Below are 7,198 nucleotides of genomic sequence, written 5' to 3'. Positions count from 1 at the left end.
CCTTCTGCCTGTCTATCACCTATCTCACGAGCAATTGCTAAATGTTGCTCTAGGTATGCGATTGCTTGCTGGTACTCTCCTAAAGACTGATAAACAATTCCCAGATTACCTAAAGCATTCCCTTCTGCCTGTCTATCACCTATCTCACGAGCAATTGCTAAATGTTGCTCTAGGTATGCGATTGCTTGCTGGTACTCTCCTAAAAACTGATAAACAATTCCCAAATTACCTAAAGCATTTCCTTCTGCCTGTCTATCACCTATCTCACGAGAATCTTCTTTAAAGGCAGAATGCCCAATAATACCAGCTACACTACTAGCTACACTGCTAGCAGGCGTAATGAAGGCAGCGACACAAGCAGCAATATCTTTTTTGTCATCTTTGTTATTCATAAATTTACTCCTAAATTTATTCTTTTAAAGTATCGTTAATTAAGGCTTCGGCTTCTGATATATCATTAATAAATTTAAGTATTACTTCGCGGTAAATATTAACTGTTCCATTAGCCGCAGAGCCATGTACTTTATAAAGATCCGCTTTTAATTGACAGAGTTTTTCCTGGCAACTGCTTAAAATCTTTGCATTTCTTTCATTGATATTTAAGTTCTGGCTTGGGATAGCACTAAGACCTATATCCATTATCTGTTGAGGCTTGGCTATTTGGGTAGTGTGTTGGTGCAGTTTGGTCAGTTCTGCTTCCCGTCCGATAAAGCGACTGGAGTCAATTCCTTGATTACTGGCATTTTCCGATGGCATTTTAGCAACGTAAATTGATTGCCCCTGTGCCTCGTTAAGAATGGGGGTAGAAGCTGCCAATTCTTCGGCATTGGTAATCTCTTGCCAATCTAAGCCCAGTTTCTCGCTAAATTCGACAAAATTAATAAAATCTACTTCTTTGCCGTTAAAGAACTTGCTAGCGGTAGCATAAGCTCTCCCCATTTCCGTCGCGAAAGCCTGGACGCTAGGAAAGCCGCACCGCTTCCGCGCTTGTTTAACTCGTTCTATGTGTTGGGGGGCAACTTTTTGCGATCGCGACATAGCCAGAATGCGAGCAATTTTTCTGTATTTTGGCATTTTGTGCGATCGATCGGGCGTGTACGCGATCGATATGGCCCGCGTGCGATTCAAATCGCAGGCTAATAACTCAAGGGATTAATCTTATTCTTTGTACGTAGTTGGGCTTCAGCCCTCTTATCAAACCTGGTATAAGAGGCGTCAAGCCCAACTACGTACCTTTATATAAATAACTATCCCAAAAGTTATACACAAGTTATATAAACGCATATATTTGTTAGCTTCAAACGCATTTATCAGCCGAGTTTGATGAGTTTAGAAACAAAAACTCAACCGACGAGGCAATATGAAATCTTCCTTGCAATCTCCACAAAGTCAAACTATCAAATCTTTATCCGATCCCGAAGCAGAAATTAAATCAACCGAATTTTCTGCCTATTCCAAACAAATCAAAAAAAAGGTAATTCCAGTTATCGAATTTGCGATCGCCACTATTGCCGACCTAATGTTTCCAGGTTTAGGTATTTTACTTGATGTCTGTTTCCTCATTTGGCATTTGTTAGAAAATGAGGAAGAATAACGCGATCGCGCCAAGGTATGTTGTTACGATTTAGCGCTAAAGCGCAACAACATACCTAAAAATTATCTCTAATTATTACACTTCCACATATTCGCAAATAGAGGTAGGTTCAGAAACGTCTATACCATCTTCCCGCAAACCTTCAATATGAAATTCGATCGCTTCCCGGATTAGCAACCTCACTTCTTCCAAACTTTCACCAACCGCCACACATCCTGGTAAATCTGGAACATAAGCCCCGTAACTTGTCTCGCCTTTTTCAATTACAATGGCGTAACGCATTAGCTTTCTTCCTCCAGTCCAGCTTGCCTCCAAATATTTTTTAGCGTGCCAATAGGTACATCCACACTCAACTTACCTGACACTGTAACAGCACCTAACTTAATTGGATGTTTAAATTGACGGTGACTGCCTTTTGTTCTAGCAAGATACCACCCATCATTTTCTAAAATTTTTATTACATCCCTTACTTTCATCTTAATTATGCCAAATGAATTATTTCATTTGCCTCAATCCAAAATCCTTTCATCCAAAATTTACTGAGCGATCGCACTTCATTCCCTCACCAGGGAAAAAAGCTCGATCGCTCTATTTTTTCTATTAGTGCAGGCAGATTTTTATTCGATCGCTGCGATTTCAGCCTACAGAATTAGACATCCTGTTCGCTGAACTCGCGAGTCATGTGGTCAAACGGCTGACCTACAAATGCCGTATTTACGATTCCGGCTGCTTCTACTTGTTCTTTCACAATTTCTTTCATTATTTGGATACCGCGCACGGTGGGGCCGATCGGTACACCTAAAGAATTATAGGTTTCCCGCAACCCTTGCAACACGCGCTCATCCAGAACATTATTATCACCTGCTACCAAAGCATAGCTAGCATAGCGCAGATAATAATCCATATCGCGCAGACACGCCGCGTAGCGACGAGTCGTGTAAGCATTTCCACCAGGACGGATTAATTCCGGCAGTTCTTCAAACAACCGCGAACCAGCCTGCTTGACAATTGACGCTGCATTGCTGTTAATTACAGCAGCTGCGGCAACCCGCGCCGTACCCGTCTCAAAATAAGCTTTTAGCGTATCGACGGCATTGCGGTCTAAATAGCGACCGGTGACATCGTAATTTCTAATCAGATTTGTTACTGCGTCCCGCATGAAATTGCTCTCCCAGTGATTACTATCGGGGGTTTTGCTATTGCACAATTACCTCTGCGTGCTGAGCGTCCTACTAACTACAGAACAAGCACGCCACCTTCAAGGCTTACGCTCCACATTGACAAAGCTCAGCCTGGAAGCACAATCGTTTCCGCGTGGCATAGATAGCCGATTGTAGTTTACAACAAAACGATCCCCCTCTAGCTGCATCGCGCAGTAGATTCCTTGGGAGTGCGGGATTAAACAAGGGCTTTTTCTTTGGAGCGATCGTTCAACCGACAAACAGGATACTGCACTCTACCGCGCAATTGTGGTCTGAACCAGTCCATCACCTGAGTGGGGATCGCATTCAACTCCTCTGGATAACGCGGCTGCGGGTCATTCGTCAACCAGATCGGGGGCACCATCATCGGGTCGTATTCTGCGATCGTATAAACAACACCCGGACGCTGCTTCAGTTCCACACGCTGTCCCGCACGATATTGGAGCGCTTCTTGTCGATCGAAATCTGCCTGCATCTTAAAAGCCATTGTTATTGCCACGATAAACTGTAGTTATTGATACGATTCTACAGGTCAAACCGACTCGCAAAACAGCATTCTGTCAATTTAGCTACAAATTTTAACTTTTTCTAAATTTTGTCGTCCTACAATACAAAAAATTTGTAGCTAAAAATACAAAATATTGTCTGCTCTGTCTTTAGGATGATGCAGGTACTATGAGCTTTTAGGCGTTAATCACGGGAGAGCTGCCTTTAGCAGCACAGGCTAAAACCTCACATAGCTCAGTCCCTCCTCTCCCAAGGCCAAAGTTGCCCCAGACTGGAAAGGCAAGAGCAGTTATTTTTTAGTGTCAGTTCGACTCAGGCAAAGTTATCCCGTTCAGTTCAACGGTAAATTAAACAAAATTTAAGTTTTACTCCCCTTGACCTGACCCTTCACTACCGCTCATCATCAGTATCCAGACTTAAGCAAGTACAAAAATTGAAGGAGCCATTCCATGCCCCAGACCCCCGAAGAAGTCTTGCAATTGATTAAAGAACAAGACATCAAGATTATCGACCTGAAATTCATCGATATGCCAGGAATCTGGCAGCATTGCTCGTTCTATTACAACCAAATTGACGAAAGCTCCTTTGATGCCGGTGTACCCTTTGACGGTTCCAGCATTCGGGGTTGGAAAGCCATCAACGAATCCGACATGACAATGGTGCCAGATCCCACCACAGCCTGGATCGACCCATTCATGAAAGAAAAAACCTTGAGCATGATTTGTAGCATCAAGGAACCCCGTACCGACCAACCCTACAACCGCGACCCCCGTACCATTGCCCAAAAAGCAGTAGATTACCTGATTTCCAGCGGCCTCGGCGATGTGGCCTTTTTTGGCCCAGAAGCTGAATTCTTCATCTTCGATGATGTTCGTTTCGACCAAACCGAAAACAAAGGCTACTACTACCTAGACTCAGTAGAAGGTCGTTGGAATTCTGGCAAAGAAGAAGCTGGCGGTAACCTTGCCTACAAGCCTCGCTACAAAGAAGGTTACTTCCCAGTTCCACCCACCGATACCCAGCAAGATATGCGGACGGAAATGCTGCTGACAATGGCAGAGTGCGGTGTACCAATTGAAAAGCATCACCACGAAGTAGCTACAGGCGGTCAGAACGAACTGGGTATTCGTTTTGCAACCTTGGTAGAAGCAGCCGACTACTTGATGACTTACAAATACGTCATCAAAAACGTTGCCAAAAAATACGGTAAAACCGTCACCTTCATGCCGAAACCCCTCTTCCAAGACAACGGTTCCGGTATGCACACCCACCAATCCATCTGGAAAGACGGACAACCTTTGTTTGCAGGCGATCGATATGCTGGCTTGAGCCAAATGGCATTGCATTATATCGGTGGTTTACTCAAGCACGCTCCTGCACTTTTGGCAATCACCAACCCCACCACCAATTCCTACAAACGGTTAGTACCTGGATTTGAAGCACCAGTGAACTTGGCTTACTCCCAAGGTAACCGTTCTGCTTCCATCCGCATCCCCCTCTCCGGCAACAATCCCAAAGCGAAGCGCTTGGAATTCCGCTGTCCGGATGCTACTTGTAACCCATACTTGGCCTTTGCTGCCATGCTTTGCGCCGGGATAGACGGGATCAAGAATCAAATTGACCCAGGCGAACCTCTGGATGTGGATATCTACGAACTGAGTCCAGAAGAATTGGCGAAGGTTCCTTCCACCCCCGGTTCTTTGGAAGGCGCTTTGGAAGCTTTGGAAAAAGACCACGCTTTCTTGACTGAAAGTGGCGTATTCACCGAAGACCTCCTGCAAACCTGGATTTCTTACAAACTGGATAAGGAAGTCAACCCGATGCGTCTGCGTCCTCATCCTTATGAGTTCTCTCTCTACTACGATTGCTAAGAAAGTCAAAAGTCAAAAGTCAAAAGTCAAAAAGAAGAGGGAGAAGGAAAAGGGAAAAGATTAATTCTCCCGCTCTCCCCCTCCCTCCCCCGCACAATAGTTATAAATGCCTAAGCCACTCGATCGCGATCGGGTGGTTTTTTGCATAGCAACCGCCCTCATCATTTAGGACATTTTTAATTCCACCCCCTTTCCCTCTTTCCCCCTTTCCCTCTTTCCCCTAACCTCTTTCCCCTAACCCCTAACCTCTTTCCCCTAGCTTCGATTCGTAAATAAAAACCTGAGTTAGGATCGAAACAGTTGTTCATAAAACGCAATAAATATTTATGACAGTTGCATACCCGCGTAAGCTGCGAAATAGCATTGGCGCTCGCGAAATAATGAAGCAAGTAGTGAGCGATCGCGAAGTGCATTTAATCACCCTCAACCGTTACCGCTACAGCGAACAGCGCAGCTGCAAAGACCTCACGGAAGTAATCGAAGAACTGGACGGACAACCGGCAGAACTGATCCGCGACCTCTCTCATCACATCTGTGACGAAGCGCGTCATGCTATGTGGTTAACAGACCTGTTGGTAGATCTGGGAGCGAAGGTAAATACGCCCCCCGGTACTTCCTATATCAACGAATTTGAGCGTCTGCTAGATAAAGACCAGAAAGATCCAACCAAAGATAGAGACGATTTTGTAATTTCTTCTCTAGCTGCCATTAACGTTACTGAAAAAAGAGGTTGCGAATATTTCTCTGCCCACATACACGCGCTCAAAGACGCTCCTCAGACAGAGGAAAATGTGAAAATTAGGGAAACTATTGAGCGCATTTTCCCAGAAGAAGCGGGTCACGTTCGCTGGGGCAATCGATGGCTGGCGCAACTAGCCGACAAAAGTCCGGAACACCGACAAAAAGTTGAGCAAGCTAAGCGGAAATATGCTGCGATCGAACAAGCAGCTTACGAGTCAGGTATGGATATTGTCCTGGGTGCCGAACTCCGCCGTTTGGAAAACCTGCTGGAAATAGCCAACACTATGCCCCTGTGGGAACGTCCCCAATACCTGATGGAACGCATACCCCAAACTTTACTCGCACCCGAATTGCAGTTTACTAGGCTAGAGGTAGCTCAGCGAGTTTGGAACCGCGATCCAAAGGCATTTATGGAAAAATTTGTCCCCATGTTCTTGAGCGGCTTAAATCCCCCTTCTGACAAGCCGAAGAAAGCTACTGCTTAGAATGGCGATCGATCGAGGGAATCGGATAACAGTTCTCATTCATTAGACATCTCCTCCAATAGAATCTCAAAGGTAGGCAGGATGCCTACCCCACCATAATTTTTGGAGATGTCTATATATATCTACCACTCAAAAGCGATCTTTAGTCTCGCGATCGTGCGCCAGAGGATACCCAGAAGCGATAAATTTGGTTGAGGCACACCCAAACGAAGCGCAAAGAGAAATTTTTATGACCAGCTACCAGCCAGATCCGCAAACGGTTGCTACTCAAACCTTAGCCAGCAACGAGCTAGTAGACGAGCTTCTGGAGGAAACAACGGGAATAGATTACGTTGAGGTGATTCAAACCGTCATCTCCAGCATGGCACAGGAAGACAGTGCAATGGTCAGCCAAACGGAGGCCGGTCAGATTTGGAAGTTTAAGTACGGTACTGTTGAAGTGTTTGTACATCTCACCGGTTCGACAGATAATGACACCTTGACTGTGTGGTCTTCGGTGCTAAACTTACCTGCTAAAAACGAAACGCAATTGATGCGTAAGCTTTTGGAAATGAACGGGGCTGAGACTTTTGAGGCTCGTTTCGCAATAGTAAACGAGCAAGTTGTTGTCATAACATCTCGTACTGTGGCTGAGCTTTCCCCCGGTGAAGTTTCTCGTGCTATTACGATTGTGGCTACGATCGCAGATAATAACGACGAATTTTTGCAGGAACAATTCGGTCAATAGTCATCGGTTATGCAAATTTTTCAAATTTTAAATTGCAATTTTATTTGCATCTGCAATTTAAAATTTGAAAT

10 protein-coding genes are annotated in these 7,198 nt (G+C 44.9%); 4 read left to right on the top strand and 6 right to left on the bottom strand.

Annotated features, from left to right (window positions below; genetic code table 11):
• Positions 1–392: tetratricopeptide repeat protein (locus ACE1CD_RS12750; RefSeq protein ID WP_374824476.1), on the bottom strand; the 392-nt coding region annotated here is incomplete at its 3' end.
• A gap of 16 nt (positions 393–408) precedes the next feature.
• Positions 409–1,128, bottom strand: a complete 720-nt coding sequence (locus ACE1CD_RS12745) for a hypothetical protein (protein ID WP_374824473.1) — start codon at positions 1,126–1,128, stop codon at positions 409–411.
• A gap of 232 nt (positions 1,129–1,360) precedes the next feature.
• Here ACE1CD_RS12745 and ACE1CD_RS12740 point away from each other — a divergent pair, with 232 nt between their 5' ends.
• The gene (locus ACE1CD_RS12740; protein WP_374824470.1) at positions 1,361–1,594 is read left to right on the top strand and encodes a hypothetical protein; all 234 of its coding nucleotides are present in this window, start codon (positions 1,361–1,363) and stop codon (positions 1,592–1,594) included.
• 75 nt (positions 1,595–1,669) lie between these two features.
• Here the strand turns inward: ACE1CD_RS12740 and ACE1CD_RS12735 are convergent, their stop codons facing one another.
• The 4 genes from ACE1CD_RS12735 to ACE1CD_RS12720 form a co-directional block, all read right to left on the bottom strand.
• Positions 1,670–1,876, bottom strand: a complete 207-nt coding sequence (locus tag ACE1CD_RS12735; protein WP_374824468.1) for a type II toxin-antitoxin system HicB family antitoxin — start codon at positions 1,874–1,876, stop codon at positions 1,670–1,672.
• Positions 1,876–2,070 (bottom strand): type II toxin-antitoxin system HicA family toxin, encoded by a 195-nt coding sequence (locus tag ACE1CD_RS12730; RefSeq protein WP_374824465.1) that lies wholly within the window; start codon positions 2,068–2,070, stop codon positions 1,876–1,878. Before ACE1CD_RS12730 ends, ACE1CD_RS12735 begins: the two co-directional genes overlap by 1 nt.
• A 173-nt stretch (positions 2,071–2,243) precedes the next feature.
• Positions 2,244–2,753 (bottom strand): allophycocyanin subunit beta, encoded by a 510-nt coding sequence (gene apcB / locus ACE1CD_RS12725; RefSeq protein ID WP_374793912.1) that lies wholly within the window; start codon positions 2,751–2,753, stop codon positions 2,244–2,246.
• Positions 2,754–2,992: 239 nt separating this feature from the next.
• Positions 2,993–3,283 carry a hypothetical protein gene (locus ACE1CD_RS12720; RefSeq protein ID WP_374824462.1) on the bottom strand — a complete coding sequence of 97 codons (291 nt, stop codon included), beginning with the start codon at positions 3,281–3,283 and terminating at the stop codon, positions 2,993–2,995.
• A gap of 469 nt (positions 3,284–3,752) precedes the next feature.
• On the opposite strand from ACE1CD_RS12720, the gene glnA reads away from it, so the two are divergent.
• From glnA to ACE1CD_RS12705, 3 genes are all read left to right on the top strand, one after another.
• Entirely contained in the window at positions 3,753–5,174 is a 1,422-nt protein-coding gene (glnA, locus tag ACE1CD_RS12715; protein ID WP_374793910.1) for a type I glutamate--ammonia ligase, read from the top strand.
• A gap of 326 nt (positions 5,175–5,500) precedes the next feature.
• Positions 5,501–6,400, top strand: coding sequence for a ferritin-like domain-containing protein (locus tag ACE1CD_RS12710; protein WP_374824459.1), 900 nt, complete (start codon positions 5,501–5,503; stop codon positions 6,398–6,400).
• A 229-nt stretch (positions 6,401–6,629) separates the two neighbouring features.
• Positions 6,630–7,127 (top strand): YbjN domain-containing protein, encoded by a 498-nt coding sequence (locus ACE1CD_RS12705; RefSeq protein WP_374793908.1) that lies wholly within the window; start codon positions 6,630–6,632, stop codon positions 7,125–7,127.
• Positions 7,128–7,198: the final 71 nt, after the last annotated feature.

Origin of the sequence: Aerosakkonema sp. BLCC-F183, from assembly GCF_041929145.1 — a bacterium.
Lineage (GTDB): Bacteria > Cyanobacteriota > Cyanobacteriia > Cyanobacteriales > Aerosakkonemataceae > Aerosakkonema.
Note: the sequence above shows the minus strand (reverse complement) of the source record. Positions and strands in the feature narration are given on the sequence as shown.